This window comes from Mycobacterium sp. 20KCMC460 (genome assembly GCF_022179425.1).
Taxonomy (GTDB): Bacteria; Actinomycetota; Actinomycetes; order Mycobacteriales; family Mycobacteriaceae; genus Mycobacterium; species Mycobacterium kiyosense.
In genome coordinates, this window is the sequence record NZ_AP025524.1 from 6022769 (window position 1) to 6046430 (window position 23662).

At 65.7% G+C, this 23662-nt stretch carries 24 protein-coding genes; 12 read left to right on the forward strand and 12 right to left on the reverse strand.

From position 1 onward, the window contains the following. Positions 1-82 precede the first annotated feature (82 nt). The 3 genes from MKCMC460_RS27750 to MKCMC460_RS27760 all read right to left on the reverse strand — a co-directional run bounded on the left by MKCMC460_RS27750 (position 83) and on the right by MKCMC460_RS27760 (position 2329). Positions 83-367 carry a hypothetical protein gene (locus MKCMC460_RS27750; RefSeq protein ID WP_236978367.1) on the reverse strand — a complete coding sequence of 95 codons (285 nt, stop codon included), beginning with the start codon at positions 365-367 and terminating at the stop codon, positions 83-85. 114 nt (positions 368-481) lie between these two features. Then, on the reverse strand, positions 482-1762 hold the full coding sequence (locus MKCMC460_RS27755) for a glycosyltransferase 87 family protein (protein ID WP_236978370.1): 1281 nt from the start codon (positions 1760-1762) through the stop codon (positions 482-484). A gap of 42 nt (positions 1763-1804) precedes the next feature. Continuing rightward, positions 1805-2329 carry a gamma carbonic anhydrase family protein gene (locus tag MKCMC460_RS27760; protein ID WP_236978371.1) on the reverse strand — a complete coding sequence of 175 codons (525 nt, stop codon included), beginning with the start codon at positions 2327-2329 and terminating at the stop codon, positions 1805-1807. Positions 2330-2457: 128 nt separating this feature from the next. Between MKCMC460_RS27760 and MKCMC460_RS27765 the strand changes: the two genes are divergently transcribed. From MKCMC460_RS27765 to MKCMC460_RS27775, 3 genes are all read left to right on the forward strand, one after another. Continuing rightward, complete coding sequence (locus MKCMC460_RS27765) at positions 2458-3627, forward strand: Rieske 2Fe-2S domain-containing protein (protein ID WP_236978372.1); 1170 nt, start codon at positions 2458-2460, stop codon at positions 3625-3627. Positions 3628-3632: 5 nt separating this feature from the next. After that, positions 3633-4079: a hypothetical protein gene (locus MKCMC460_RS27770; protein WP_236978375.1), complete on the forward strand. Its 447-nt coding sequence runs from the start codon at positions 3633-3635 to the stop codon at positions 4077-4079. Positions 4080-4268: 189 nt separating this feature from the next. Continuing rightward, on the forward strand, positions 4269-4601 hold the full coding sequence (locus MKCMC460_RS27775) for a DUF732 domain-containing protein (RefSeq protein ID WP_236978377.1): 333 nt from the start codon (positions 4269-4271) through the stop codon (positions 4599-4601). A 6-nt stretch (positions 4602-4607) separates the two neighbouring features. On the opposite strand, the gene MKCMC460_RS27780 is transcribed toward MKCMC460_RS27775, so the two are convergent. From MKCMC460_RS27780 to MKCMC460_RS27815, 8 genes are all read right to left on the reverse strand, one after another. After that, positions 4608-5756 carry a sulfotransferase gene (locus MKCMC460_RS27780; protein WP_236978379.1) on the reverse strand — a complete coding sequence of 383 codons (1149 nt, stop codon included), beginning with the start codon at positions 5754-5756 and terminating at the stop codon, positions 4608-4610. Next, complete coding sequence (locus MKCMC460_RS27785; RefSeq protein WP_236978380.1) at positions 5756-6538, reverse strand: SDR family oxidoreductase; 783 nt, start codon at positions 6536-6538, stop codon at positions 5756-5758. Before MKCMC460_RS27785 ends, MKCMC460_RS27780 begins: the two co-directional genes overlap by 1 nt. After that, entirely contained in the window at positions 6535-7674 is a 1140-nt protein-coding gene (locus MKCMC460_RS27790; RefSeq protein ID WP_236978382.1) for a hypothetical protein, read from the reverse strand. Before MKCMC460_RS27790 ends, MKCMC460_RS27785 begins: the two co-directional genes overlap by 4 nt. Before the next feature lie 91 nt (positions 7675-7765). Continuing rightward, positions 7766-8038, reverse strand: a complete 273-nt coding sequence (locus MKCMC460_RS27795) for a hypothetical protein (RefSeq protein ID WP_236978383.1) — start codon at positions 8036-8038, stop codon at positions 7766-7768. A 91-nt stretch (positions 8039-8129) separates the two neighbouring features. Then, on the reverse strand, positions 8130-8408 hold the full coding sequence (locus MKCMC460_RS27800; RefSeq protein ID WP_236978385.1) for a hypothetical protein: 279 nt from the start codon (positions 8406-8408) through the stop codon (positions 8130-8132). A gap of 117 nt (positions 8409-8525) precedes the next feature. Next, positions 8526-9581, reverse strand: coding sequence for a 4-hydroxy-2-oxovalerate aldolase (gene dmpG / locus MKCMC460_RS27805; protein ID WP_236978388.1), 1056 nt, complete (start codon positions 9579-9581; stop codon positions 8526-8528). Further along, positions 9578-10495, reverse strand: coding sequence for an acetaldehyde dehydrogenase (acetylating) (locus MKCMC460_RS27810; protein ID WP_236978389.1), 918 nt, complete (start codon positions 10493-10495; stop codon positions 9578-9580). The genes dmpG and MKCMC460_RS27810 overlap by 4 nt, the downstream gene beginning before the upstream one ends. A gap of 22 nt (positions 10496-10517) precedes the next feature. After that, positions 10518-11303 carry a 2-keto-4-pentenoate hydratase gene (locus tag MKCMC460_RS27815; RefSeq protein WP_236978391.1) on the reverse strand — a complete coding sequence of 262 codons (786 nt, stop codon included), beginning with the start codon at positions 11301-11303 and terminating at the stop codon, positions 10518-10520. A gap of 72 nt (positions 11304-11375) precedes the next feature. On the opposite strand from MKCMC460_RS27815, the gene kstD reads away from it, so the two are divergent. Together kstD and MKCMC460_RS27825 are read left to right on the forward strand one after the other, a co-directional pair. Then, the gene (gene kstD / locus MKCMC460_RS27820) at positions 11376-13058 is read left to right on the forward strand and encodes a 3-oxosteroid 1-dehydrogenase (protein WP_236978393.1); all 1683 of its coding nucleotides are present in this window, start codon (positions 11376-11378) and stop codon (positions 13056-13058) included. Between the two features lies 1 nt (position 13059). Next, positions 13060-13920, forward strand: coding sequence for a MaoC/PaaZ C-terminal domain-containing protein (locus tag MKCMC460_RS27825; protein ID WP_236978395.1), 861 nt, complete (start codon positions 13060-13062; stop codon positions 13918-13920). A 485-nt stretch (positions 13921-14405) separates the two neighbouring features. Here MKCMC460_RS27825 and MKCMC460_RS27830 read toward each other — a convergent pair whose 3' ends face one another. After that, complete coding sequence (locus tag MKCMC460_RS27830; RefSeq protein ID WP_236978403.1) at positions 14406-15278, reverse strand: hypothetical protein; 873 nt, start codon at positions 15276-15278, stop codon at positions 14406-14408. Between the two features lie 375 nt (positions 15279-15653). On the opposite strand from MKCMC460_RS27830, the gene MKCMC460_RS27835 reads away from it, so the two are divergent. The 7 genes from MKCMC460_RS27835 to MKCMC460_RS27865 all read left to right on the forward strand — a co-directional run bounded on the left by MKCMC460_RS27835 (position 15654) and on the right by MKCMC460_RS27865 (position 23658). Further along, positions 15654-16538 (forward strand): cyclopropane mycolic acid synthase family methyltransferase, encoded by an 885-nt coding sequence (locus MKCMC460_RS27835; protein WP_238305103.1) that lies wholly within the window; start codon positions 15654-15656, stop codon positions 16536-16538. Between the two features lie 169 nt (positions 16539-16707). Further along, the gene (locus tag MKCMC460_RS27840; RefSeq protein WP_238305104.1) at positions 16708-17364 is read left to right on the forward strand and encodes an HXXEE domain-containing protein; all 657 of its coding nucleotides are present in this window, start codon (positions 16708-16710) and stop codon (positions 17362-17364) included. A gap of 79 nt (positions 17365-17443) precedes the next feature. Beyond that, a complete protein-coding gene (locus MKCMC460_RS27845; protein ID WP_238305105.1) occupies positions 17444-17905 on the forward strand; it encodes an MmpS family transport accessory protein in 462 nt (153 codons plus the stop codon). Further along, complete coding sequence (locus tag MKCMC460_RS27850) at positions 17902-20835, forward strand: RND family transporter (RefSeq protein ID WP_238305106.1); 2934 nt, start codon at positions 17902-17904, stop codon at positions 20833-20835. The genes MKCMC460_RS27845 and MKCMC460_RS27850 overlap by 4 nt, the downstream gene beginning before the upstream one ends. Before the next feature lie 26 nt (positions 20836-20861). Then, positions 20862-21344 (forward strand): hypothetical protein, encoded by a 483-nt coding sequence (locus MKCMC460_RS27855; RefSeq protein WP_236978406.1) that lies wholly within the window; start codon positions 20862-20864, stop codon positions 21342-21344. Positions 21345-21375: 31 nt separating this feature from the next. Continuing rightward, complete coding sequence (locus MKCMC460_RS27860) at positions 21376-22173, forward strand: TetR/AcrR family transcriptional regulator (RefSeq protein WP_238306054.1); 798 nt, start codon at positions 21376-21378, stop codon at positions 22171-22173. A 234-nt stretch (positions 22174-22407) separates the two neighbouring features. Further along, on the forward strand, positions 22408-23658 hold the full coding sequence (locus MKCMC460_RS27865; RefSeq protein WP_238305108.1) for a KasA/KasB family beta-ketoacyl-ACP synthase: 1251 nt from the start codon (positions 22408-22410) through the stop codon (positions 23656-23658). The last annotated feature ends 4 nt before the right edge of the window (positions 23659-23662 follow it).

The following is a 23662-nucleotide window of genomic DNA, read 5'->3' on the forward strand; positions in this document are numbered from 1 at the left end:
GACGACGAAGGCCGAATGCTGGCGCTGCGCGCCTATTGGGAGCTGGATAAGGCCACCGCCTCCGCGCGGCGGATGTAATCCCTCAGTACCCGCGCGTATTGGCGACTTCCGCACCGTCGACCCTGACGACATAGTGTGCCGGCCGCAGGCCGCCGAACATCTGCGGACGCACTTTCTCGATCTCTACCGTGTGCCCGCGGTGGGAAACTCGCCAGGTCTTGAGCGTTTTCATGCTGAAGTACGTGGCGGGGTTGAAAGGGCTTGACACCGAAGTTTTCTGGGAGTCGACGATCACGGATGCGCTTCCGGTGATCGGACTCCGACGGAACTGCGCCGCGCTCCCGCCGACCTGAAAGTTGATCTCCATGGCTCCCTCCGGGGGTCGGGTTCATCGAAACGCCGTTGCACGAGGAGCCGCGCTTGACGTCTCAGCACGGTCGCATGCGGTACTTGACGGATTCTTGAAGCAGGCCGCCCCTCTTCAGGCCTTCATTTCCGGCACGGGTTTGCGCGCGCGCACCGCGAACAAAACCAGCAAAACCAGCGCGGTCATGCCCCAGACGCTGCCCAGCAGATGCTGCCCGGCACTCCACAGGCGTTCGCGGTCGTCGCTGTTCGGCAGGTGCGCCCACGGCGCCCACAGCGAGATGCCCGCGACCAGCACCCCGGCAACTACGTCGGATGCCGCCCCCACCGCGGCCCAGCGCACCAGGAAGTACACCGCAGCCGCCGGCAGCCACACCCAGTGGTGACCCCAGGACACCGGCGAGCACAGCAACCCGATGAACGCGGCGGACAGCAGCGCGGCGACCGTGTCGCCGCGCCGCCGGTTGACCTCGATCGCCGTCACGGCCAGCGCCAGCACCAGCACCGTCGCCACCATCCAGACCGCGCCGTGCACGGAATCGAGCTTCGGCAGGCGCTCGAGGATTCCGCGCACCGACTGGTTCGAGGAGTAGGCCAGCCCGCCGATCCTGGCCGGGTCGAACGCGGTCGAGGTCAGGTAGCGCACTGTGTCGGCGGGCAGCACAAGCCAGCCGACCAGCACCGCAAGCACCGTCGTCACCACCGAGACGACCAGCGGCCGCCACGCCCGGGTCACCAGGAAATAGCCGACGAAGACGGCGGGCGTCAGCTTGATCGCGACCGCGATGCCGACCAGCAGGCCCCGCGGCCACGGCACCCGCGGCGGCAGAATGTCCAGGGCGACCGCGGCCGCCAGCAGCAGGTTGACCTGGCCGTAGGTCATGTTGTGCTCCACCGGCACGCTCAGGGTGAACACGATCGCGGCGATCACCAGCACGACCGCGGTCTTGACCGAGACAGCCCCGGTCAGCGCGTGCCGGCTGCGCAGTCGGTCCCAATTTCCTTGCGTCGCAACAACGATCAGCGTGAACAGCAGCAACGCGGCGGAGGTGTTGAACAACAGCATCAGGGTCTTGGCGACACCGACCGGGACGATCGCCAGCGGCACGAAGACCACGGCGGCGAACGGCGGATAGGTGAACGACAGTCCGTTCGGCGACTGGTTGGCCGCGGCGAAGTCGGCCGCGTAGATCGAGTGGCCGTGCAGCACCGCGTGACCACCGGCGCGGTACACCAGCAGGTCGATCAGGTCGGTGTAGCTGCGCGCCCACAGCAGATATCCGACGAACAACCAGGCGAACACCGCGGCCACCACCGCCAGCGTCACCAGTGTCAACCTGCGCCCGGCTCGGGTCTCGGGTGAGCTCTGGGTCGCGCTGTCCTCGATAATCTGCAACGTCCAATCGGTTGTCGACGCCGCTGCGGCGTCGGCGTAACCCTAAACCGGTTTCAACCCGGCGATGTGCCGCTGTGCCAGATCACGATAAGCCTGCGGGTTGACGTTGACCCACATTTCGGCGCCGGTTCCCTCAATGGGCCCCTTGACCTTTGCCGGGGTGCCGGTCACCAGCATCCCCGGCGGTACCTGGGTGCCCCCGACGACCAGCGACCCCGCTGCCACCATGCAGCGAGCGCCGATCACGGCGCCGTCCAGCACCGTGGCATGGTTGGCGATCAGGGCCTCCGAGCCGATGTGGGCGCCGTGAATGACGCACAGGTGTGCGACCGTGGCGCCAGGACCGATGTCGACGGGGATACCGGGCGGCGCGTGCAGCACCGACCCATCCTGGACGTTCGCGCCCTCGCGAACGACTACCGGCGCATAGTCACCGCGCAGTACCGCGTTGAACCAGACCGACGCGCCCGCTTCGACGGTGACGTCACCGATCAGGGTCGCCGTCGGGGCCACGAACGCGGTGGGATCGACCTTCGGCGCGCGACCCTCGAAACTGAACAGCGGCATGTTCTAGATATACCGTAGCCATATACCGCACCATGCATATGCCGTGGTTAGGGTCACCGTCGTTGCGCTCTCCCGCCCCAAAACTGTAACGTGTTCTAGTTAGCAGCCCAATCTGGAGGTGACAGCGGATGACTACCGACACAAGCGACGTCGGCGTCCGGGAGATCGATGCCGGCGACCTGCCGACCCGCTACGCGCGCGGCTGGCACTGCCTGGGCGTCGCGAAGGACTTTCAGGACGGCAAACCGCATTCGGTTCAGGCGTTCGGCACCAAGCTGGTGGTGTTCGCCGACTCACAGGGCGACATCAAGGTTCTCGACGGCTACTGCCGGCACATGGGCGGCGACCTGTCCATGGGCACCGTCAAGGGCGACGAGGTGGCCTGCCCGTTCCATGACTGGCGCTGGGGCGGCGACGGTCGCTGCAAGCTGGTGCCGTATGCCAAGCGCACCCCCAAGCGGGCCCGCACCCGGGCCTGGACCACCGACGTGCGCGGTGGCCTGCTGTTCGTCTGGCACGACCACGAGGGCAATCCGCCCGACCCGGCAGTCCGCATTCCCGAGATTCCCGAGGCGCACAGCGACGAGTGGACCGAGTGGCGGTGGAACCGCATCCTCATCGAGGGATCCAACTGCCGCGACATCATCGACAACGTCACCGACATGGCGCACTTCTTCTACATCCATTTCGGGTTGCCGACGTACTTCAAGAACGTCTTCGAGGGTCACATCGCCTCGCAGTACCTGCACAATGTGGGCCGGCCCGACGTCGACGACCTGGGCACGTCTTACGGTGAGGCGCACCTGGATTCGGAGGCGTCCTACTTCGGACCGTCGTTCATGATCAACTGGCTGCACAACAGCTACGGCGGTTACAAGGCCGAGTCGATCCTGATCAACTGCCACTACCCGGTCACGCAGGATTCGTTCGTGCTGCAGTGGGGTGTGATCGTCGAAAAGCCCAAGGGCATGGACGAAAAGATGACCGACAAGCTGTCGCGGGTGTTCACCGAGGGGGTCAGCAAGGGCTTCCTGCAGGACGTGGAGATCTGGAAGCACAAGACCCGGATCGACAACCCGCTGCTGGTCGAGGAGGACGGCGCCGTCTACCAGATGCGCCGCTGGTATCAGCAGTTCTACGTCGACGTCGCCGATATCACCCCAGAAATGGTGGAGCGCTATGAGATCGAGGTCGACACCTCCCGCGCCAACGAGTTCTGGAACGCCGAGGTGGCCGAGAACATGAAGGCCAGGGAGGCCGAAGCGGTGTCCGACGAAGTTCCCGCCGAGCAGCACTAGTCGCCATGGCTGACGATCGTCCGGAGGTGCCCGACGTCGATCGCCTGGCGCGGTCGATGCTGCTGCTGCACGGCGATCAGCACGACCACGACGAGGAGCCCACCAGCAACGACGGGTCCGGATCGTGGTCGAAGTCAAGGGATTTCAGCAATGATCCACAGCGCGCCGCGTCGGTGGCCGAAGCCAGCCGCGCCGACCGGGAACGCTACCTGACCGCGGGTCTGCAGCCGGTGGACTGCCGGTTCTGCCACGTCACGGTGAACGTGCGGCGGCTCGGGCCGGGGCACACGGCGGTGCAGTGGAATACCGAGGCATCGCAGCGGTGTGCTCACTTCGCGCAGGTGCGTGCCGCCGGCGGTGACACGGCGCGAACCAGATCGTGCCCGCGGCTGTCCGACAGCATCGAGCACGCGGTGGCCGAAGGCTACCTCGACCGCAGCGCGGAAGACTGACAGCGAAGCCGAGTCTGCGAGCACCGGACAATCGTCGGTGAACTCTGTCTACATTTCATGTGAACTTCTCCGGCGAGCAGTGTGATGCCCGTAGTAGAGGGTTACCCATCCGCTACGCGATGCTGCGTCGTTGCAGCGCAACAGCACCAAAGCGCAACAACACCAAAGCTTTTTCAGGAGGTATCTCTCATGCGGAAGCGCCTTCTCATAGCCGTGGCGTTCGGGTTGCTCGGACCCCTGGCGTCGGTCTCGGCCGCTCACGCCGACGCCAACGATGCCAAATTCCTCTCTACGCTGCGCTCTGAGGGCATCACCGACCACGTACCGGACGACTACGCGATCCAGGCAGCTCATGCCGTCTGTGACAACCTGGACAGCGGCAAGTCGCCCAAGGAGATGGCGGCTGAAATGGTCGACAAGGCTGGGATGACCGCCTACCACGCCGGCTACTTCGTCGGGGCCAGCATCGACGATTACTGCCCGAAGCACCTACCCGAACTCTTGGGCAAGAAGTCCAGCTGACGTGCCTCACAAGCCGGCGAAGCGCTCCTTGACCTGCTCGGCGGTCAGCCCGTAGTCGGCCAGCGAGTACTTGTGTTTCGGCGCGCGCTCACCCTGCTGGCTCTCGGAGTGGCTGGCTTCCATGGCCTTTCGCGCCTCGTCGGTCAGCGTCAACCCGAAGTGGCGGTAGATGTCGGCCACCGTGCCGAGCGGGTCGGCGACCAGGTCCTGGTAGTCGACGTCGTAGAACTGCGCCGAGTCGTAGTTGGCGCGGGCGGTGTTGAACCGCTCCAGCCCGCGCGACCAGGTGTCCATCGAGTCGGTACCGATCTGCTCCGGGGTGAACGCCTTCGACCAGCCTTCGGCGGTGTGCTGGGCCAGCGAGCACATCGAGGCCATGATCGTCTCCACCGGCCGGTGGGTCTGAATCACCAGTGCGTCAGGGTAAGTCGCCATCAGCGCATCCAGCGCGAACAGGTGGCTGGGGTTCTTGAGCACCCAGCGCTTGTCGGTGTCGTTCATCCCGATCAGCTGTAGGTTGCGGCGATGCCGTTGGTAGGACGGCGTCCAATCCTGCTCAGATAGCCACTTCGCGTAGCTCGGCACGTGCGCCAGCGTCTCGTAGGACACCGAGTGCACCGACTGGCGCAGCAACTGCCAGCACTCCTCGAGCTCGTAGGCGGCCATGAAGTGCAGACCGGTGTAGCCGGGGTTGTCGGCGTGGTGCTGGTTGAACTGGTCATCGAGCCTGCGGTACAACGGGTTCGAGTCCCAGGTTTCGCGCGGCGGTCGCGGCTGCGGGAACTCGGCCAGCCACATGTGCAGGCCTTGGGCCGCCGGGTCGGCGCCCAGCAGCCGGTGCAGCACGGTCGTCCCGGTGCGCACCAGGCCCGTCACGAAGATCGGCCGCTGGATCGGTACGTCGGCGTACGCCGGGTGCTGCTTCCACGCGGATTCGGACAGCAGCCGGGCCACCAGCGCGCCGCGCAGGAAGAACCGATTCATCTTGCTGCCCAACACTGTCAGGTCGGCCTCGCGCCGATAGGCGTCCAGCAGGACGCCGAGCGCTTCCCGGTAGTTGTCGTCGTCGGTGCCGAAATCGTCCAGCCCGGTCAGCTTGGTCGCCGACGCGTGCAGTTCTTCGACGGTGCCGACGTCAGTGCGTTCGGGGCTCATCAGGCGTGGTACTCCCCGCAGTTGACGTCCAGGGTCTGCCCGGTGATGCCGCTGGACAGATCGCTGGCCATGAACAGGATCGCCGAAGCCACCTCGTCTTCGGTGGGCAGCCGCTTGAGGTCGGAGTTGGCCGCGGTGGCCTGGTAGATCTGCTCGGCGGTGGTGCCGTACTTGCCGGCCTGGTGATTGAAGTAGCCCTGCAACGTGTCACCCCAGATATAGCCGGGCGCAACGGAATTGACCCGGATGCCCTGCTCGCCGAGCTCGGTGGCCAGGGACTGCGACATGGCCAGCAGCGCCGACTTGGCCATCTTGTAGGCGCCGTACTTGGCTTGCGAGTGTCTGATCACCATCGAGTTGACGTTGACCACCGAGCCGTGCGTCTGCGCCAATACCGGGGTGAAGCCCTGGATCAGCCGCAGCGCGCCCAGCGCGCTGAGCTCGATGGCGTCCCGGATGTGCTGGAAGGTGGTGCCGGCCAACGGTTTCATCGACGGCACCCGGAAGGCGTTGTTGATCAGCACGTCGATTTTGCCGAACGCCTCCAAGGCGGCGTCGACGAGGTTGTTCACCTGGTCGTCGTCGGTGATGTCGGTGGGCACCGGCACCGCTTTGCGGCCCAGATCGACGACCTGCTTGGCGACGTCGTCCAGGCGGTCGGCGCTGCGCGCCGCCAGCACCAGGTCGGCGCCTTCGGTCGCGCACCGGCGCGCCAAGGTGGTGCCCAGGCCGGGACCCACCCCGCTGATCACCACCACCTTGCCGTCGAGCAGCTTCGTCATCCCAGCATCCTTGCCGCAATTTGGATCTGGCGCAGCGCAATTCGCGCCCGCCAGTCGTCGTCGGAGATCTTGTTGTGGTCGAAGTACGGCAGCGCCGCGGGCACCGCGTCGATGTCCACCAGTTCGACGGTGGGGCCGTCGGCCTCGGTGAGCTGCCGGGACACCCGTTGCCAGCGGAACTGTAGAAAACCACGTCGATGACCCAGTGTCTCAACCCAATTGGTCACGCCCGGGTTCTGGTCGCTGACGACGATGCGCGCCTTGCCATCCGGATCCGGCTGTGCCTGGGTGTTGTTCAGCGACGTCTGGTGGTTGATGTAGTCCAGCGAGATGTACCACAGGCTGCCCAGCTGGAAGCCGAGGTAGGGCGCATCGCTGACCGGCACCGTGATCACCAGCGCCTGGTCCGGGCGCAGGTCGAAGTGACCCACCGAGGAGTACTGCGTCGCCAGCCCACCCGGGGTGAGCCGCGGCGGCACCATCGTGTTGACCGGGAGGTCTAGGTAGAACCACTGCGGGAACTGCAGCCAGGTCTTGACCCGGTTGATCAATTGCTTTCCGGCTGTGACATAACGTTTTTCGATCGTCGCGCGGGTCAGCGGCGGCGGCGCGGTGCCGGCGGTGTCCAACCGTTGGATGGTCAGCGTGCCGCGCCGGGCGGACCAGTCGCCGTACACCTCGCGCATCACCAGTTGCCCCGGAGCGGTCGGCCGGAAGCGCCACTCGAAGCTGCCGTCGGGGGCGATGTCGAGTTCGCGGTCGTCGAACGCGGCCTGGCTGGCCGGCACGTTGTCGTCGGTGTACTCGCCGCCGAGCAGTTGGAAGCTCAGGTCGGTGGTGGTGCCGCGCACTCCCCGGACCACGTAATCGCGGTCGGCGTGCACGCGGGTGCCGAAGTAGAGGGTGTCGGGGTTGTCCAGGCCCATTTTGGTGAACGGCCCGGTGCCCGACTGCAGGAAAGGGTGGTCGCGGTCGTAGTCGAACGCCAGATGGATGCAGGCGGACACGCAGCCGGCCAGGTACTGCAGCCCTTCCAATAGGTCGGCTTCGGTCTCGATGAATGGAGCTGCGGCCACCAATTTCTCGGCTTCCGCGATTGCGGCGGTCAAGGGCTCGGAGACGCGTGGGTCGGACACGACATCGACGCTAGAACGTGTTCCTGTTTTGAGTCAACCGCTAACATTTCCGCGCGTCGTAGGCGCGGCCTCGGGACGAAGCCCGCTCACCTCACGGCATGCAGGTGTTGGCCCCGTCGACCAGCGTGTGCCGCACGTCGGGGTGCTGATTCAGGAAGTCGACCACGGAAAGGCCGTTGTTCGCGGCGCGCGCGGTGATCGTAGCCTTCACGTCCGGGTGGCGGTCCAAGTAGGCCATCGCCTCTTGGATAGCAGTTTGCCCAACGGTGGTGCACGGGGGTGCGGCATTGGACACGGGCGCGGCGATCACTGCCGTAGCAGCAACACCGGCCAGCAGCGCGGCAATACTCGGGATCTTGATCATCAATAGAGGTTACTGCGACGTCAGGTATTTATATATCGCTATTTTGCTGGGCCGCTATTCTGCTCGCGCCGGGCTGCGATCGCAGCGCAATTCACGACGTGCATTCGTTGGCCAGGGTGATCAGCGCCTGCCGGACATCCGGGTGCCGGTTGAGGTAGTCGATCACGTTGGTGCCCGACCCTGCCTTGGCTTGCAGTTGTGCCTTCACGTCGGGATGGCGGTCCAGGTAGCCCTGGACCTGTTGGGACGCGGTCTGGCCGAACGTGGTGTTGCACGGTTCGGCGCCGGCGACCGGCAACGCGATGGTCATCGCTGCGACTGCGCTCAGCATGCCGCCGACAACCAGGCCGGCAGTCCTCGAAATCGCCATCGGAATACCCCTTCTACCGGTGCAAGCTGCTGGTATTTCGAGGCTACGCGCGCCGAAGCCGGCATCGCTGTGAGCGGTCTGGCCTCACCGGGAAACCGCGTCAGCCGGCCGCCGAACTCACCTGGGGGTTGCGCCGCTTTCCTGCTCGCGTTTGATCTCCAGCGCAATGTCGATGAGTTGGTCTTCCTGACCGCCGATCAGCTTGCGCTGCCCGGCCCGGTGCAGCAACTGGTGGGCCGGTACGCCGTAGCGCTCCGACTGGCGCACGGCGTGCTTGAGGAAGCTGGAGTAGACGCCCGAGTAGCCCATGATCAGCGCGTTGCGGTCCAGCAGGCATTCGGCCGGCATGGCCGGGCGCACCACATCCTCGGCGGCATCGGCGATGTCGAAGAAGTCGATGCCGGTCTTGACGCCGATCTTGTCGAACACCCCGATCAGCGCCTCGACGGGCGCGTTGCCGGCCCCGGCGCCGAACCGGCGCACGCTGCCGTCGATCTGCTTGGCGCCGGCGCGGACCGCCTCCACCGAGTTGGCTACCCCGAGTCCGAGGTTCTCGTGTCCGTGGAAGCCCACCTGGGCGTCGTCGCCGAGCTCGGCGACCAGCGCCGACACCCGGTCGGCGACGCCGTCGAGCACCAAGGCACCCGCCGAGTCGACGACGTAGACGCACTGACAGCCGGCGTCGGCCATGATGCGCGCCTGGGCGGCCAGCTTCTCCGGCGGGATGGTGTGCGACATCATCAGGAAGCCGACGGTCTCCAGACCGAGTTCGCGGGCCAGCCCGAAGTGCTGGATGGAGACGTCGGCCTCGGTGCAGTGGGTGGCGATGCGGCAGATCGATCCACCGTTGTCCTGGGCCTCTTTGATGTCTTCCTTGGTGCCGACCCCGGGCAGCATCAGGAAGGCGATCTTGGCCTCGGTCGCGGTCTCGGCGGCCAGCTTGATCAGTTCCTGCTCGGGGGTCTTGGAGAAGCCGTAGTTGAAGCTGGAGCCGCCCAGGCCGTCGCCGTGCGTCACCTCGATCACCGGCACCCCGGCGGCGTCCAGCGCCGTGACGATCGCCCGCACCTCGTCCTTGGTGAACTGGTGCCGCTTGTGGTGCGACCCGTCCCGCAACGACGTGTCGGTGATCCGGATGTCCCAGGCCGCGTCGAAGAAGATGTCGGTACTCATGCCTGCGCGCCTCCCGTCACGGCCAGTGTCTCCTTGGCGATCTCCTCGCCCACCTTGGTGGCGGCCGCGGTCATGATGTCCAGGTTCCCCGCGTAGGGCGGCAGGTAGTCCCCGGCGCCTTCCACCTCGACGAACGTCGTCACCAGGTGGTTACCGCCGTTGACCACCGAGGGCTCGTCGAACTGCGGCTCGTTGAGCAGCCGGTAGCCGGGCACATATGTCTGAACCTCGGCCACCACCTCTTTGATGGACTTGGCGATCGCGTCGTGGTCGGCGTCCTCGGGGATGGCGCAGAAGATGGTGTCGCGCATGATCATCGGCGGGTCGGCCGGGTTGAGGATGATGATCGCTTTGCCGCGGGCGGCACCGCCGATGGTTTGTACGCCGCGCGACGTGGTCTTGGTGAACTCGTCGATGTTGGCGCGGGTACCCGGCCCCGCCGAGACCGAGGCGACGGAGGCGACGATCTCCGCGTACGGCACCTGCACCACGCGGCTCACCGCGTAGACGATCGGGATGGTGGCTTGGCCACCGCAGGTGATCATGTTGACGTTCGGGGCGTCGAGGTGTTCGCGCAGGTTCGCCGGCGGGATCACCGCCGGACCCACCGCGGCCGGGGTCAGGTCGATGGCGCGGATGCCCGCCGCCTCGTACTTGGGTGCGGCGTCGCGGTGCACGTAGGCGCTGGTCGCCTCGAACACCAGGTCGGGCTTCTCGGACTGCTCCAGCAGCCAGTCGGCGCCCTTGTGGCTGGTCTCCAACCCGAGCTTGCGGGCCCGCGCTAGGCCTTCGCTGTCCGGGTCGATGCCCACCATCCAGCGCGGCTCCAGCCAGTCCGAGCGCAGCAGCTTGTAGAGCAGGTCGGTGCTGATGTTGCCCGACCCGACGATGGCCACAGATGCCTTAACCGGCATGAGATCGCTCCTCTTATTCGAATTATTCGAATGACAGCCGGACCGGACCCAGGCCCGCGAAGTCCGCGACGAACTCGTCGCCGGCATGCACGTCGACCGCGAAGGTGCACGATCCGGGTAATACGATGTCACCTTTTTTCAACCGCACCCCGAAGCTTTCCACCTTGCGGGACAGCCAGGCCACCGCGGTCGCCGGATTCCCCAGCACCGCGTCGCTGCGGCCCTCGGCGATCAGCTCGCCATTGCGGGTCAGCTTCGCGTCGATCGCGGTGACGTCGATGTCGGCCGGCGCCACCCGTGCCGCGCCCAGCACGAAGCCTGCCGAGGAAGCGTTGTCGGCGATGGTGTCGCACAGCGCGATCTTCCAGTCCCTGATGCGGGTGTCGATCAACTCGATCGACGGGACCACGGCCTCGGTCGCGGCCAGCACGTCGGCTTCGGTGCAGCCCGCGCCGGGCAGGTCGTCGCCCAGGATGAATCCCACCTCGACCTCGACCCGGGGCAGCAGGTAGCGGGCCGTCTTGACTGGGACGTCCTCGAACACCTGCATCTCGTCGAGCAAATGCCCGTAGTCCGGCTCGTCGACGCCCATCATCTGCTGCATCACCTTCGACGACAGACCCACCTTGTGCCCCACCACGCGGGCGCCCTCGGCCACCCGTTGCCGGATGTTGATCAGCTGGATCTCGTAGGCGTCGACGACGTCGATCTCGGGGTGGAGGGACGTCAACGGGGCGATGCCGGTCCGGTTGCGCTCGGCCTCCGCCAGGTCGGCAGCCAGCTCGTCGCGGGTCGCAACATCGAGCATTTACCGAATTCCCTTCGCGCTTGTGACCGGGCCAGTAGCGCCCGACCGGGGCAATTCTATAACGTGTTCTACATGACAGCACAGGAGTACGACGTCGTCGTGGTTGGCAGCGGCGCCGCCGGCATGGTGGCTGCTCTCACCGCAGCGCACCGCGGCCTCTCGACAGTAGTCATCGAGAAGGCCGCACACTTCGGCGGCTCCACCGCCCGCTCGGGCGGCGGCGTCTGGATTCCCAACAACGAGGTCCTGCAGCGGGCCGGGGTCAAGGACACACCCGAAGCGGCGCGCAGGTACCTGCACGGCATCATCGGCGACGTCGTGGAGCCGGAGCGCATCGACACCTATCTGCAGCGCGGACCGGAGATGCTGTCCTTCGTCCTCGAGCACACACCGTTGAAGATGTGCTGGGTGCCGCGCTACTCCGACTACTACCCGGAGGCGCCGGGCGGCCGGGCCGAGGGCCGGTCCATCGAGCCGAAACCGTTCAACGCCCGCAAGCTGGGCCCCGACGAGGCGGGGCTGGAGCCTGCCTACGGCAAGGTGCCGCTCAATGTCGTTGTGATGCAGCAAGACTACGTGCGGCTCAACTTGTTGAAGCGACACCCGCGGGGAGTGCTGCGCAGCCTGAAGGTCGGCGCCCGCACCATGTGGGCCAAGTCGACCGGCAAGAACCTGGTCGGCATGGGCCGTGCGCTGATCGCTCCGTTGCGAATCGGGCTGCAGCGCGTCGGTGTTCCGGTGGTGCTCAACACCGCCCTGACCGACCTCTATGTCGAGGACGGCGTGGTGCGCGGAGTTTACGTGCGCGATTCTGGATCGGCCGAGTCTGACGAGCCGCGGCTGATCCGGGCCCGGCGCGGGGTCATCCTGGCCTCGGGCGGATTCGAGCGCAACGAGCAGATGCGGGTGAAGTACCAGCGCGCACCCATCACCGCCGACTGGACCGTCGGCGCGCAGGCCAACACCGGCGACGGCATCGTGGCCGGCGAAAAGCTGGGCGCCGCATTGGAATTCATGGAAGACGCCTGGTGGATCCCCACAGTGCCGCTGGTCGGTGCGCCGTGGATCGCTCTGTCCGAGCGCAACTCACCCGGCGCGATCATGGTCAACATGTCCGGCAAGCGGTTCATGAACGAATCGCTGCCCTACGTCGAAGCCGGTCACAAGATGTACGGCGGCGAGCACGGCCAGGGCCCCGGGCCAGCCGAGAACATTCCGGCCTGGCTGGTGTTCGACCAGCAATACCGCGACCGCTACATTTTCGCCGGACTGCAACCGGGGCAACGTATTCCGCGCAAGTGGCTGGAGTCCGGCGTCATCATCACGGCCGACACCATCGAGGAGCTGGCCACCAAAGCCGGCCTGCCGGTCGACGAATTCACCCGGACCGTCGCGCGGTTCAACGGCTTCGCCCGCTCCGGCGTGGACGAGGACTTCCACCGCGGCGAGAGCGCCTACGACAAGTACTACGGCGACCCGACCAACAAGCCCAACCCGAACCTCGGTGAGATCAGCCACGCACCGTACTATGCGGCCAAGATGGTCCCCGGTGACCTGGGCACCAAGGGCGGCATCCGCACCGACGTGCACGCGCGTGCCCTGCGCGACGACGGCAGCGTCATCGAAGGTCTTTACGCCGCAGGCAATGTCAGCGCGCCGGTGATGGGCCACACTTACCCGGGGCCGGGCGGCACCATCGGTCCGGCCATGACCTTCGGTTACTTGGCAGCGCTGCACATCGCGGGAGAGAACTGACATGCCGATCGACGTCGACGTCGCGCTGGCCGCCGAGTTGGAGCCCATCGAATTCTCTTGGACCAGTAGCGATATCCAGCTGTATCACCTGGGTCTGGGTGCCGGCGCGGATCCGATGGACCCGCGCGAGCTGCGCTATCTGGTCGACGACACCCCGCAGGTGCTGCCGACCTTCGGCAACGTGGCGGCCAGCTTTCACATGACGGCGCCGCCGACCGTCCAGTTCCCCGGCATCGACATCGAGTTGGCCAAAGTGCTGCATGCCTCCGAGCGAGTGGAAGTGCCTGCGCCGCTGCCCCCTTCGGGCTCAGCCAATGCAGTTACCCGGTTCACCGACATCTGGGACAAGGGCAAGGCCGCGGTGATCTGGAGCGAGACGACGGTTACCGACCCGTCCGGTGAGCTGCTGTGGACGCAGAAGCGGTCGATCTTTGCCCGCGGCGAAGGCGGATTCGGCGGCGATCGCGGCCCGTCGGGGTCTGATGCCGCGCCGGACCGGGCCCCGGATCTGGAGCTGTCAGTGCCGCTGCTGCCGCAGCAGGCGCTGTTGTATCGCCTGTGCGGCGACCGCAACCCGCTGCACTCGGATCCCGAATTCGCTGCTGCAGCAGGTTTTCCCAGGCCGATTCTGCACGGTCTATGCACCTACGGCATGACCTGCAAAGCGATCGTCGACGCGTTGCTGGACGGCGACGCCGCCGCCGTCCAGGCCTACGGCGCCCGCTTCGCGGGTGTGGCGTTCCCCGGCGAGACGCTGCAGGTCAACGTCTGGAAGGAGTCCGGCCGATTCCTGGCCGGGGTCGTCGCGCCGGCACGCGACAATGCAGTGGTGCTCTCCGGCGTCGAGCTGGTGCCGGCCTAGCCGCAGTTCGCCCCGGCCGACCCCGGTCCCATCTCGCCGGTACCCCTTTCCCGTTCCCCTTTCCATTCTCTTCTCGCCGAGCGTCACCCCAGCGCAACACTCGACACCGACCGTCACGCCAGCGCAACACCCCGCAACCGGTCGGTGCACCCCCAACCACCCCACCTCGCCCAACATCACCCCAGCGCAACACTCGACACCGACCGTCACGCCAGCGCAACAGCCCGCAACCGGTCGGTACACCCCCAACCACCCCACCTCGCCCAGCATCACCCCAGCGCAACACTCGACACCGACCGTCACGCCAGCGCAACAGCCCGCAACCGGTCGGTACACCCCCAACCAGCCCACCTCGCCCGACATCACCCCAGCGCAACACTCGACACCGACCGTCACGCCAGCGCAACACCCCGCAACCGGTCGGTACACCCCCAACCACCCCACCTCGCCCAACATCACCCCAGCGCAACACTCGACACCGACCGTCACGCCAGCGCAACACCCCGCAACCGGTCGGTGCAGCCACAGCTGGCCCGCGCGGCAGCGACCCGCCGAATGATGACGGCCGGCCGATCCCCCGCCACGACCCGGACCACAATCCAGCCGCATCGCTGAATCTTTTCTTGCCGCTGGATATCCCACGTGTACCGCCACCTGTTGGTTCGATGTTGTTCACCGTCGTATTCGACGGCAACCTGCACGTTTTCCCATCCCATATCCAGGTGGGCGAACTCGTCTCCGAGTCCGTCACTCACGGCGATCTGCGTCTGTGGACGCGGGAAACCGGCCCGGATCAGCAGCAGTCGTAGCAAAGTTTCCTTCGGCGATTGCGAACCACCATCGGCCAGGTCGAAAGCGATCCGCGCGTTGCGGATCCCACGCCGGCCGCTATAGCGCCCGGCCAGTGCCTCGACCTCACTGATCTTCACGTCGACAGATGCCAGCAAGGCGTCGATTGCAACGACCGCGTCGTCCGTCGGATACCAGCAGCCCAAGTCGAGGACTGTTCGCGCCGGAATCGTCACCGGCATCCCGTCGATCCGGGCGATCTCGTCGGCTTCGATGTGATCGCCACGAACCTGTAAGCCCGGCAACGAGTTTCGGTTGGTGTGCAGTATCTCCAAGGGCGCGTCGGGCGCAACCCATTCGGCACCGTGCACCGCGCTGGCAGTCAAGCCGGCAACGGTGCCCCGCCGTCGTGACCACAGCCACACCGCTCTGGCCCTGAGCTCGGGCGTCATCTCGACGTACGGGCCGACGTACACGTCACGAAGTAACTTCTTGTACCGCGCCCGCAGCTCGGTCTTGGTGACGTCCCCATTGGCAACGGCTTCGCTGCCGATAAATGGCTGTGACATGGGGTAGGAGAGTTTCACGGTCGCGGCCAGTGGGCACTTTAGCGGTGGTGAACAGTCCACAAACCCCCATGAAGCAGCACGCCGGCTTGACGTGCGGGGAGAAACCCGTGCGGCGAGATGCCCCCACCGGGTGTCACGCTGGCGTGACGCCCGGCGACACAAGTCACGCCAGCGTGACGTTCGGCGCGAAGACCGGCGGCGCGAAGACCGGCGGCGCGAAGGCGGTCGACGCGGAAACGGACGGACAACCTGCGGCTTTCGGGGGAATCGGCCCAGCACCGGTAAGGTGGGCCGACTGGTCTGCGCTGACCGACCTATGCCTGGCGAAGCGCCGCTGAACCGCGCTAATCAAACAAAAAACGGAAAGTTGTTGCGATGCCCGAAAAGCAATCAAATACTGAGCAACTGAAGCCGCATTTCGACGATGTTCAGGCACATTACGACCTTTCCGACGAATTCTTCCGGATCTTCCTCGATCCGTCGCAGACCTACAGCTGCGCTTACTTCGAGCGCGACGACATGTCACTCGAGGAAGCCCAGCTAGCCAAGATCGACCTCTCGCTGGGCAAGCTCGGCTTGGAGCCCGGTATGACGTTGCTGGACATCGGCTGTGGCTGGGGCGCCACCCTCGCGCGGGCGCTCGACCGCTATGACGTGAACGTGGTGGGTTTGACACTGAGCCGCAATCAGCAAGCGCACACCCAGCGGTTGCTCGAGGAGCATCCCAGTTCACGTAGCAAGCGGGTGTTGCTGCAGGGCTGGGAGCGGTTCGACGAGAGCGTGGATCGCATCGTCTCGATCGGGGCGTTCGAGCACTTCGGCCGTGACCGCTACACCGACTTCTTCAAGATGGCCTACGCGGCGCTTCCCGATGACGGCGTGATGCTGTTGCACACGATCATCCAGCCCAGCGGGGAAGAGTTCAGCGAGCGTGAACTGCCCGTCACCATGACCAAGCTGCGGTTCATCAAGTTCATCATGGAAGAGATATTCCCTGGTGGCGATCTGCCGGCCGCGCAAGCCGTGGTGGACCATGCGGAGGCCGCCGGGTTCTCGGTAAAGCGAGTGCAGCAGTTGCGCATGCACTACGCACGCACCCTGGACATCTGGGCCGCCACTCTGGAGTCTCGTCGCGACGAGGCCATCGCCGTGCAGTCCGAGGAGGTTTACGACCGGTACATGAAGTACCTGACCGGTTGCGCCGACCTGTTCCGTGAGGGCTACACGGATATCGCCCAGTTCACTCTCGCCAAGGACTAACCGGCCCCGACTCCCGTTGGTCGACCGACGGCCCGCACCGAACGCGTTTCCCGTGCATATTTCGGACAGTAGCGGGTCAGGTCCTCCCACCGCGTGATACGGTACTGCATGTTGCATAAGCCGTTATGCCACCCGCGCCGGCGGCACGAGGTGACCAGGAGGCCGCGTCATGAACACGCTGGAGCAATATCGCCGGAACTGGCCACGGGTGGGTGCGGTGATCGGCATGGCCGCCGGCGGCGCACTCGCGTTGGCCTCCCGCGGCCGGATGACGAATCTGCGCGCGCTCTCGGCATTTAACGGCATCGCGCTACTCGCGCACCAGTATGAGGAGTACGAAGACCCGGGCTACTTCCCCGGACAGTTCAACCGCGGACTGTTCAACAGCGACCAGCCCCGGAACTATCCGCTGAACACCCAGACCGCGATGTGCATCAACACCGCCGTTGCCTACCCGTTCTACGCGCTGCCCGTGTTGTTCCCCAAAGTGAAGTGGCTGGGCATTGGACCGGTGCTGTTCGGAATGGCGCAAGCGGTCGGACACGGCGTCGTCTTCCCGGTGCTTTCGCGATCCAGGTACAGCCCCGGCTTCTTGGCATCGATCTTCTTGCACACCCCCATCGGCTTGGCCTACTTCGCCGCACTGAAGGCGGAAGATCCTGTGGCAAAGGCTGATTGGGCTAAGGGCATCGCCTATACGGTGAGCGTCGCGGCGCTCGGGGTGGCGGCTCCCAACGTGCTGGCCAGGAACAGGCACAGCCCCTACGCCTTCACGGAAAAACAAATGGGCCGGTTCGCCGTCCCAGCCGTCGGCGTTGCCGACTGAAGCGATGAACGTCGCCAATTACGAGCCCCCCGGGCCGGCTTCGCCAGGAACACCACCCACGGGCCACCAGCTTGATGCATTGAAAACGTCAAGGACACAGCGGTTCTCGTTGTTACGCAAACTCGGTCGACGCTGGGTGCTGGTAGTCACCGTGGTAGTCGTCGCGCTGGCCGGCTTCACGGTATATCGCCTACACGGCATCTTCGCGTCCCAAGACGTGACGTCGACACCTAAAGGCATCAGCGACGACTCGGCTCCGTTCAACCCCAAGCACGTGGTCATCGAGGTTTTCGGTCCGCCCGACACACAGGCAACCATCACTTATCTCGACGTGGACGCCCAGCCTCAGCGCGCCGACGCCGTGATGCTGCCGTGGTCTTACGATACGACCACCACCCAACCGGCGGTGTTCGTCTCCGTCTCCGCTCAGGGCAACCGCGACTGGATCGGCTGCCGGATCAAGATCGACAACGACGTCAAGGACGAGAGAAGGGTGAACACCTTGCACGCCTTCACCTACTGCCTGGACAAGTCCGGATGAGCACTCAGAGCGGCTCGCGACAACATTCGGTCCCGAATTTCATCCGCCGGTTCGCCGTCCTGATCGCATTCTTCTGGATCGCGGTGGCCATGGTCACGAATGTCTTTGTGCCGCAGCTGGAGAAGGTCGCCCAGGCGCATAACGTGTCGCTGAGTCCGCACGACGCGCCATCGCTGCAAGCCAGCAAACGCATCGGCAAGGTCTTCGGAGAGTTCGACTCCGACAGCGCGGCGATGATCGTGCTGGAAGGAGATCGGCCGCTGGGCGCCGAGGCACACCACTACTACGACGGCTTGGTCGACCAGCTCACCCGAGACACCAAGCATGTCCAGCACATTCAGAATTTCTGGGGGGACCCACTGACCGCCGCCGGCTCGCAGAGTTCCGACGGCAAGGCGGCATTGGTGCAGGTGTACCTCGCCGGTAATCAGGGCGAGTCGTTGGCCAACCAATCCGTCGATTCGGTGCGCAACATCGTCGACCACTCCACACCGCCGCCGGGTGTCAAAGCTTATGTCACCGGTCCCGCGCCGCTGGTCACCGACCAGTTCGAAGTAGGCGGCAAGGGGACGCTCAAGACCACACTGATCACCATCGGGGTGATCCTGGTGATGCTGATCTGGATCTACCGGCGGGTCAGCACCGCGGCGCTGGTGCTTTTCACTGTCATGATCGAGTTGACCGCATCGCGCGGAGTCGTCGCGGTGCTGGCCAACGCCGGCATCATCGAACTCTCGACGTACTCGACCAATCTGTTGACGCTGCTCGTCATCGCCGCCGGCACCGATTACGCGATCTTCATCCTCGGCCGCTTTCACGAGGCGAGATACGCCGGGCAGGACCGGGTTTCGGCATTCGAGACGATGTACCACGGGACCGCCCACATCATCCTGGGCTCCGGCCTGACGATCGCGGGCGCAGTGTTCTGTCTGACTTTCACGCGGCTGCCGTATTTCCAGAGCCTCGGCATCCCCGCGGCATCCGGGGTCCTCATCGCGGTGCTCGCAGCCCTGACCCTGGCACCCGCCATGCTGATCATCGGACGGCATTTCGGTTTGCTCGAGCCCAACCGCCAGATGAACACGCAGCGGTGGCGGCGGATCGGCACGTCCATCGTGCGCTGGCCCGGCCCCATCCTGCTGGTCACGCTCGCCATCGCCCTCATCGGTCTGCTCGCCCTGCCGGGCTTTAAGACGAGCTACGACGTCCGCCCCTACATGCCGGCCAACGCCCCGGCCAATGTCGGTTATGCCGCTGCCGAGCGCCACTTTTCGCAAGCGCGGCTCAATCCCGAACTGCTGATGATCGAAGCCGACCACGACCTGCGCAACTCCACCAGCATGATCCTGCTCGAGCGGGTCGCCAAGGCGATCTTCCATACCGACGGCATCGCGGAGGTGCAATCGATCACCCGTCCATTGGGTACACCGCTGGATCACACCTCGATCCCGTTCCAGATCAGCGCGGGCAGCGCGTCGCAGATCAATAACCTCCCGTTTCAGCAGTCCCAGACGTCGGATCTGCTCAAGCAGGTCGCGGTGATCAACAACTCGATCGACATTCTGCGGCAGCAGTATGCGCTGCAGCAGCAGTCCAGCGCCGTCACCGACGAGCAGGCGAAGGCATTTCAGCGCACGGTTGCCATCGCCCAGGATCTGCGCGACAAGATCGCTAATTTCGACGACTTCTTCCGGCCGATCCGCAGCTATTTCTATTGGGAGAAACACTGTTACGACATACCGATCTGCGCCACGCTGCGGTCGTTGTTCGATGCCCTCGACGGTATCGACGCGCTGACCGACGAACTGAGCAGCGTCTCGAGCAGCATTGCGAAATTGGATGCGCTGCAACCGAAGCTGCTCGCGCTGATACCGCCGCAGATCGCGAGCCAGGAAACCAACCGCGACCTGACGATGTCGAATTACGCCACCTCCTCGGGGCTGAACAATCAAGCGGCAGAGGCATTGCAGAACGCCACCGCCCTCGGTCAGGCTTATGACGCGTCGAAAACCGACGATTCGTTTTATCTACCGCCGGAAGCGTTCACCAACCCCGAATTCCAGCGCGGCCTGAAGTTGTTCCTGTCGCCGGACGGTAAGGCCGCCCGGATGATCATCACCCATGACGGCGATCCGGCTACGCCCCAAGGCATTTCGCACATCGCCGCGATCAGGCACGCTGCGCAGGAGGCCGTCAAGGGCACCCCGCTGGCCGGATCCAAAATCTACCTCGCCGGCACCGCCGCCACCTACAAGGACATCCAGGACGGCGCCAAATACGACCTCATGATCGCCGGAATCGCTGCGCTCAGCCTCATTCTGCTGGTGATGATGGCCATCACCCGCAGCGTCGTCGCCGCGCTGGTCATCGTAGGCACCGTGGCCCTGTCGCTGGGTGCGTCGTTCGGACTTTCCGTGCTGATTTGGCAGGATATCCTCGGCATCCAGCTGTACTGGATTGTGTTGGCGCTGGCCGTGATCCTGCTGTTGGCGGTCGGTTCTGACTACAATCTGTTGCTGATCTCGCGGTTCAAGGAGGAGATCGGTGCCGGCCTGAAGACCGGCATCATCCGGTCGATGGGCGGCTCCGGCGCAGTGGTGACGTCGGCCGGTCTGGTGTTCGCGGCCACCATGGCTTCTTTCATATTCGCAGACCTGCGCATCCTTGGGCAGATCGGAACCACGATCGCTCTCGGCCTGCTGTTCGATACGCTGATCGTGCGCTCGTTCATGACGCCCTCCATTGCCGCGCTGGTCGGCCGATGGTTCTGGTGGCCGCTCAAGGTGCGCCCGCGCCCCGCCAGTCAGATGCTGCAGCCCTACGGATCACGCCAGGCGGTCCGCCAATTACTGCTGTGGGAGGACGACGATCCGGTGGCGCCCGGGTCGCTGCCACGGTCGTCGCCCACCGCCGGCAGCACGCACACCTGAGATACGAAAGCAAAGGAACAAGCAGCATGGTTTCCGGACCCTGGGGGTTCCTCACCGTCGTCGCGGCGGTGTCCGCGGTGGCCTGCGCCGCATGCGTGTTCGTCTACATCGGGCGGCTGGAGAATCGAACGCCGGCACCGCTGGGCGAGAAAGTGGGCGCCCACAAGGCCGTGCTGGCCAAACTGCGCAAACGGGAACCGCTGACCCAGGACGAATTCGACTACGCGAAGGAACTGGTGGCCGACGCCCGATCACCGCTGGCCTATGCGGTACCCGCCACCTTGTTCTCCGCCGGATTCTTCTACATCGTCGGCTGTCTGTTCGAGCTAGAGATGTACGGCGGAAACCCCTCGTTTCGAACGTTCATCGGGCTACTCCCGATGTTGGGCTCCTTCAACATATTCGCTCAGCTGCGCCGAGTCGCGCGACTGCACAAGCGGCTCGAGGGTGTCGAGATCGTCGCCGATGACCAGACCGACGACGCCGATGTCGCGCAGAGCAAGCGCTGACCGGGCCGCCATCGTGGTCGACCATCCCCCCGTGCCCCCGGAGTTGATCGAGGCCGCGGTGCGGGCCGCCGAAGTCCTGAACCGCGACATCGCCGAGGTTCCGGTCAGTGCCATTGCCGCCGAGGCCGGCATCTCCCGCAGCACGTTGCTGCGCAGACTCGGCGGATCACGTAGCCCGCTGGATGCCGCAGTTCGCGCCGCCGGCATCGATCCTGGTGGCCGGCCGCCGGTACGCCTGCGGGCACTGACCGCTGCAGCGGCCCTGATCAGTGAGAACGGCTTGGCGGCAGCCACACTCGAGGCGATCGCCGAACGCGCGGACTGCTCGGTGTTCAGCTTGCACGCCGCATTCGGGGGGCGTGACGAGCTCATGCGCGCGGTGTTCGATCAATTCAGTCCCATTCGCGACATCGAGGAGTTCCTGGCCCGGGCGCAGGGTGATTTCGACGCCACGGTGCACGGCTTCTACCGCACCGTGGCCAACGCGCTCAACCGTGAACCCCGCGTCACACCAGCGGTGTTCGCCGAGGCGTTCTCGCGGCCGACGAGTACCGCGGTGCAGTCGCTGGCCCGCTATGCGGTACCTCGGATGTTCGGCACGCTCGGGGTGTGGTTCGAGGCCGAGATCCGCGCGGGACGCATCCGCGATCAGCCGGTAATCGTGCTGACCCAAAACCTTCTGGGACCGATCCTGATCCACATGCTGATGCGTCCCGCCTTCCCCGATGTTCCCGGGCTCGCCCTGCCGGACGTCGACGACGTCTGTGATGCCTTCGCCGCCAACTTCATTCGCGCGGTGGCGACGCCGGAGCACCGGAAGCCCACGTGACCGCCGAGAAAGTTGCACTGTCTGCAAGGTTTTCGCCGCGATGGCGGGGATCAACCGCCCGGCGTAGGTACCGCCCGGTGGCCGATTCACGAATATGTTGCCGTTGGCGATTGCCTCGTCTCGCCGCCGCTCGATAATCTCGGGTGCGATGACTTTCGCAACGGTACCTCAGCACCTCGGAACCGGTTCCGGGATCACACCGGTTCGGCTCCACCCAACACAACGGCGGCCAGCATGGCAGCGCTGAGAACGGGTGAGGGCTTTCCCGACGTCGTCGTCACCGCGGTGGCATCGACCACGTCGATCGCCCCGGACGCCGAGGAGACCTGGCAGCAGCTGCTGCAGGGGCGCAGCGGGATCCGGGAGCTCGACAAGCCGTTCGTCGCGGAGTTCCACTCGCCGGTTCGGATCGGCGGCGCGCTGCGGGAGAACTTCGACGAGCATCTGAGCCGGATCGAACTGCGCCGATTCGCATTCATGCAGAAGATGGCCGCTGTGCTGGGCCGGCGGGTGTGGGAGCAGGCCGGGTCGCCCGAAGTCGACGTCAACCGGCTGATGGTGTCGGTCGGCCTGGGCCTGGGCAGCACCGAAGACATCCCCTACTGGTACGACATCTGGAAGGTCAAGGGCCTGCGCGCGGTCACGCCGCTGTCGGTGCAGAAGTACATGCCCAACGCGCCCGCCGCCGCGATCGGGCTGGACCGCAAGGCCAAGGCGGGTGTGGTGTCGCCGGTGATGGCCGACGCGTCGGGCACGGCGGCGATAGCGCAGGCCTGGCAGCACATCGTCCTGGGCGAGGCCGACATCGCGATCTGCGGCGGCATCGAGACCGTGGTCGAGGCCGTCCCGGTCGCCGCGTTCTGGCGGCTGGGCATCCTGTCCACCAACAACGACGACCCGCCGGGCGCCTGCCGCCCGTTCGACGCGCAGCGCGACGGGATGGTGTTCGGCGAGGGCGGCGCGCTGCTGGTCATCGAGACCGAGGAGCACGCCAAGGCGCGGGGCGCGCCGATCCTGGCCCGGCTGATGGGCGCGGCCGTCACCTCGGATGGATACGACATCGTGCAGCCCAACCCGACAGGCGAGCGGGCCGGGCACGCGATCATCCGCGCGGTCGAGCTGGCCGGGTTGACGCCGGCCGACATCGATCATGTCAACGCGCATGCCGCCGGCACCACCTTCGGCGACGTGGCCGAGGCGCGCGCCATTCGCCGGGCGCTGGGCGACCACGCGCCGGCGGTGTACGCGCCGAAGGCGGCGCTGGGTAACTCGCTGGGAGCCGCCGGCGCCATCGAGGCGGTGCTGACCGTGCAGGCGCTGCGCGACGGAATAATTCCGCCCACACTGAATCTCAGCGAGCCCGACCCCGAGATCGACCTCGACATCGTCGCCGGTGCGCCCCGCCGCGGGAACTACCGCTACGCCGTCACGGAGTCGTTCGGCCTCGGCGGCAACAACGCCGCGGTGGTGTTCGGCGCCGCCTGACCGC

Bases quoted from the DNA above. Each gene is read 5' to 3' on its own strand.
- kstD (WP_236978393.1), top strand. From the start codon at position 11,376: ATGACAGCACAGGAGTACGACGTCGTCGTGGTTGGCAGCGGCGCCGCC.
- MKCMC460_RS27815 (WP_236978391.1), bottom strand. From the start codon at position 11,303: ATGCTCGATGTTGCGACCCGCGACGAGCTGGCTGCCGACCTGGCGGAG.
- MKCMC460_RS27835 (WP_238305103.1), top strand. From the start codon at position 15,654: ATGCCCGAAAAGCAATCAAATACTGAGCAACTGAAGCCGCATTTCGAC.
- MKCMC460_RS27760 (WP_236978371.1), bottom strand. From the start codon at position 2,329: ATGCCGCTGTTCAGTTTCGAGGGTCGCGCGCCGAAGGTCGATCCCACC.
- dmpG (WP_236978388.1), bottom strand. From the start codon at position 9,581: ATGAGTACCGACATCTTCTTCGACGCGGCCTGGGACATCCGGATCACC.
- MKCMC460_RS27800 (WP_236978385.1), bottom strand. From the start codon at position 8,408: ATGGCGATTTCGAGGACTGCCGGCCTGGTTGTCGGCGGCATGCTGAGC.
- MKCMC460_RS27810 (WP_236978389.1), bottom strand. From the start codon at position 10,495: ATGCCGGTTAAGGCATCTGTGGCCATCGTCGGGTCGGGCAACATCAGC.
- MKCMC460_RS27825 (WP_236978395.1), top strand. From the start codon at position 13,060: ATGCCGATCGACGTCGACGTCGCGCTGGCCGCCGAGTTGGAGCCCATC.
- MKCMC460_RS27840 (WP_238305104.1), top strand. From the start codon at position 16,708: ATGAACACGCTGGAGCAATATCGCCGGAACTGGCCACGGGTGGGTGCG.
- MKCMC460_RS27830 (WP_236978403.1), bottom strand. From the start codon at position 15,278: ATGTCACAGCCATTTATCGGCAGCGAAGCCGTTGCCAATGGGGACGTC.
- MKCMC460_RS27865 (WP_238305108.1), top strand. From the start codon at position 22,408: ATGGCAGCGCTGAGAACGGGTGAGGGCTTTCCCGACGTCGTCGTCACC.
- MKCMC460_RS27785 (WP_236978380.1), bottom strand. From the start codon at position 6,538: ATGACGAAGCTGCTCGACGGCAAGGTGGTGGTGATCAGCGGGGTGGGT.
- MKCMC460_RS27850 (WP_238305106.1), top strand. From the start codon at position 17,902: ATGAGCACTCAGAGCGGCTCGCGACAACATTCGGTCCCGAATTTCATC.
- MKCMC460_RS27750 (WP_236978367.1), bottom strand. From the start codon at position 367: ATGGAGATCAACTTTCAGGTCGGCGGGAGCGCGGCGCAGTTCCGTCGG.
- MKCMC460_RS27780 (WP_236978379.1), bottom strand. From the start codon at position 5,756: ATGAGCCCCGAACGCACTGACGTCGGCACCGTCGAAGAACTGCACGCG.
- MKCMC460_RS27855 (WP_236978406.1), top strand. From the start codon at position 20,862: ATGGTTTCCGGACCCTGGGGGTTCCTCACCGTCGTCGCGGCGGTGTCC.
- MKCMC460_RS27765 (WP_236978372.1), top strand. From the start codon at position 2,458: ATGACTACCGACACAAGCGACGTCGGCGTCCGGGAGATCGATGCCGGC.
- MKCMC460_RS27770 (WP_236978375.1), top strand. From the start codon at position 3,633: ATGGCTGACGATCGTCCGGAGGTGCCCGACGTCGATCGCCTGGCGCGG.
- MKCMC460_RS27795 (WP_236978383.1), bottom strand. From the start codon at position 8,038: ATGATCAAGATCCCGAGTATTGCCGCGCTGCTGGCCGGTGTTGCTGCT.
- MKCMC460_RS27775 (WP_236978377.1), top strand. From the start codon at position 4,269: ATGCGGAAGCGCCTTCTCATAGCCGTGGCGTTCGGGTTGCTCGGACCC.